Origin of the sequence: Pararhodobacter sp. SW119 (genome assembly GCF_017811755.1) — a bacterium.
GTDB lineage: Bacteria > Pseudomonadota > Alphaproteobacteria > Rhodobacterales > Rhodobacteraceae > Pararhodobacter.
Genome location: NZ_JADDJF010000118.1, coordinates 1 through 3,382, shown reverse-complemented (window position 1 = coordinate 3,382; position 3,382 = coordinate 1). Strand labels below are relative to the sequence as shown.

The 3,382-nt window shown below is 62.8% G+C and carries 4 protein-coding genes; all 4 read right to left on the bottom strand.

The features are described 5' to 3' along the window. Nucleotides 1–349: 349 nt before the first annotated feature. The 4 genes from IM708_RS20580 to gcvA all read right to left on the bottom strand — a co-directional run bounded on the left by IM708_RS20580 (nucleotide 350) and on the right by gcvA (nucleotide 3,359). Entirely contained in the window at nucleotides 350–598 is a 249-nt protein-coding gene (locus tag IM708_RS20580) for an alpha/beta fold hydrolase (RefSeq protein ID WP_209428428.1), read from the bottom strand. Nucleotides 599–770: 172 nt separating this feature from the next. Then, on the bottom strand, nucleotides 771–1,217 hold the full coding sequence (locus IM708_RS20575) for a response regulator (RefSeq protein ID WP_209428427.1): 447 nt from the start codon (nucleotides 1,215–1,217) through the stop codon (nucleotides 771–773). Then, entirely contained in the window at nucleotides 1,168–2,136 is a 969-nt protein-coding gene (locus IM708_RS20570) for an ATP-binding protein (RefSeq protein WP_209428426.1), read from the bottom strand. Before IM708_RS20570 ends, IM708_RS20575 begins: the two co-directional genes overlap by 50 nt. Before the next feature lie 305 nt (nucleotides 2,137–2,441). Beyond that, nucleotides 2,442–3,359, bottom strand: a complete 918-nt coding sequence (gcvA, locus tag IM708_RS20565) for a transcriptional regulator GcvA (RefSeq protein ID WP_245243362.1) — start codon at nucleotides 3,357–3,359, stop codon at nucleotides 2,442–2,444. Nucleotides 3,360–3,382: the final 23 nt, after the last annotated feature.

The window sequence follows — 3,382 nt, the reverse complement described above, 5'->3', positions numbered from 1 at the left end:
ACCGGGCAGCATCGCCCAGGTCTGGGGTTGAGAGATCCGCGCTGATGCCACTGCCGCACGCAGAAGATCTCACCGGCATGCGGATCGCGCCCGAGACCCTGCTGCACCGTCAGCGCCAGCGTGTTCATGCCGCGCCGCATATCGGTCACCCGCCCGCGATCCACACGCGCACCCCCGCTGGCAAGGCGATCATCGACCATCCAGCACCGGAAGGAGCCGGACTAACGCTTCCGGGTCTACCATGGAGGGGACAAGAAGCCGCCGCCCGTTCCTCAGAACGATCTCAAGCTGGGCGTCAGTGGTGTCGTGCCGCGCTACTGAAGCGGTCGCGGTCACTGGCGCAGGCGCGTCAGGCGAGATCGATCTCGACAACATCTTCGGCGTAACCGTCGAGGCTCTGGTATCGCTCCGGCGACCAGGCGCTCACGTCGGAATTCCCTGCTCCGACATGGTCGAAGAGAACGACACGAAAGCTGTCCACGAAATGGGGCGTCACGCGACGCCACATGTTCTCGTCACACCCGAAACCATGCGCGAAGACAATGGGCGAGCCGGATCGACCCTCTGTCTGAACGTTATTTCGTGCGAGTACTGACATGGGGGACCTGTTTGCTCCGCTGCCGACAGATCGCTCGTCACCTAATTACTAACGCGATGGTTGTGATGCAGTTCCACGCGCCACCACTGGCAAGCCGTACGTGGCCCCCAGGGCCGTGTTTCGCAAGACCGCGGGGACGACCGTTCTCGTCTGATGCTGAGCGATGTCGCCGTCACGCATCGAGCAGCTCCCGCAGATGTCGCGCGACACTCTGACGGCTGAAAGGCTTGGCGAGCCATCCGACACGCGCAGTATTGGACAGCGTGCCGGTGATCGTCGACTCAGCGAAGCCCGAAATCACCAGCACCGGGAGCGTGGGGTGCGTCAGACGGGCCTCATTGGCAAGCTTGATCCCGCTACACTCGCCGGCGAGAACGATGTCGGTTATCAGCAGATCGACCTGCATGGCTTCTGCCAGAAGTTCATGGGCCTCGCTCGCCCGCGACGCATTGAGCACGTGATAGCCAAGGCGGGTCAAGAAATCATTCAAAATGTCGCGCACCGCGATGTCGTTCTCGACAAGGAGGACGGTTTCGTCGCCCCCACGGACCGACATGTTCGTGGATGGATCAGCCGACACCTGTTCTGCCGGCATCACAGCAGGAAAATAGAGCTTCACGCTCGTGCCACGGCCTACCGCGCTGCTGACAACCACATGACCGCCGGATTGTTTGACGAACCCATGCGTCATCGGGAAGCCAAGCCCGGTGCCCTTCGCCCTCAGGTTTGGTAGTAAAGAACGGCTCGAGAAGCCGCTCCTGCACCCGCTCGGGCATGCCTTGGCCATCGTCATTGACTGCGATCACGACATACTCGCCCTTCACCACAGGCCATCTCCCTGCCGTCTGGTCGGCGTCGAGCTTCACGAAGCTGGCGGTCAGCGAGATCACGCCGCCGGAGTGCATCGCATCGCGCGCGTTCAGCGCAAGGTTGAGAACGGCAGTCTCGAGCTGCCCTGGGTCGCCCGTGATCGGCGGCAGGCCCGGGGCGAGGTCGGTGACCACCTCGACCCCCTCCCCGAGCACGACCTCGAGCAGCATCTTCATCTGGGTGACGCACTCGCTCACATCGACCAGTCGGGGCTCCAGGCCTTGCTTGCGCGAGAGTGCGAGCAGTCGGCGGGTCAGGTCGGCACCGCGTTCGGCGGCGAGCAGGGCATGATCGGCCCGTTTGCGCAGGTCGCTGCTGCATCCGGCGTCTTGCTGGATCAGTTCCAGATTGCCGAGGATCACGGTCAGGAAGTTGTTGAAGTCATGGGCGACGCCGCTGGTGAGCTGTCCGACCGCCTCCATTCGCTGCGCCCGCATAAGTTGAACCTGGACCGCTTGGCGTCGGCGCATTTCGCGAGTGATGAGAAAATGGATCAGAATTGCGGAAAGAAGGACAAAGACAATGCCCTTGGTCGTCTGGATGCCCGGGAGCCAGTTCGTCCACGCGCGACCATCGGCGAGCCAGTCGGAGACAACAATATACGTAAGGCTGATCGAAAGATATATCCCGGCGACCCTGAAAGGGGGCGTATTGCAGCGAAGGTCCATGCGATCGCTCCCCGGGTTATTTAGGATGCCTGAAGTGTAATGACTGCTCTTGCGTGGTTGCTCAATCTCAGGTTGTTGGATCAGATGAAAAATGTCAATCTCGGATGCATGTTGTCGTCGCGTTTTGACGGAAAAGGAATCGCTACGCGCGCTCGCTGGTTTGTGGCACCTTAGCTGGGCCGAATGGCCGCATTTACAGTATTCTGCACCAGCGATGCCGCATCAGCATCCGTCCGCAATCCGCCCATTCCGGCTCTGTACCGCTTTGCTCTTTCCTGATCGCTCGGCTTGCTCAGCCGTCGGGTTCACGACGGCTCAGTCTCCTTTGCTTCTTCGAGAACCCAGTCGGTGAAGGCCCGCACCTTGGGCCGGTCGGCATCCGCCTCGGGATAGACCACATAATAGCAGTAGGCGTGACTCTCACGCGTCGGCGGACCGAAGGGATGCACCAGTAGCCCTGCGCGCAGGTCGGCGGCGGCCACTGCCTTGCCGACCAGAGCCACGCCCTGACCGGCGATCGCGGCCTGGACGACCAGGTTGTCCTCGCTGAACCGCGGGCCGTGCTCGGCATCGATGTCGGTCAACCCGGCGGCCTTCAGCCACATGCGCCAGTTGGGCGCGAAGGCGTGCTGCATCCGCCACTGCGAATGCAGCAGCGTGTGATGCCGCAGATCGGCGGGCTGGCGAAGCGGCTGCGCGTCCTGCATGAGAGCCGGGCTGCAGACGGGCGCGGCGAATTCCGACATCAGGCAATGCGCGGTCAGCCCCTCGTATTCGCCCGCTCCGGAGCGGATCGCCAGATCCACGTCGCCGCGGTGAAAATCGACCAGCCGGTCGGAGGCGTCAATGCGGATGTCGAATTCCGGATGCCGCGCGCGAAACCTCTCCAGCCGGGGTACTAGCCATTTCGCCCCGAGCGACGGTGCCACGCTGACTGTGAGTACGCCGGCTTCCTCCTGCCGGCGCATGGCCCGATAGCCCTCGGCCAGCCGGTCCAGCCCCTCGGTCATAGCCGGCAGGGCAAACTGTCCGGCATCGGTCAGCAGAAGCGAACGTGTCAGGCGCCGGAACAGTTTCACGCCGGCGATGTTTTCCACGGCCCGGATCTGCTGGCTGATGGCCGCGGGGGTGACGTTGAGTTCCTCGGCGGCCTTATTGAAGCTCATGTGCCGAGCGGCGGCTTCGAAGGCGCGCAGGGCGTTGAGCGGTGGAAGCCGTCGCATGGCATTCCCATGGTTAAGATTAG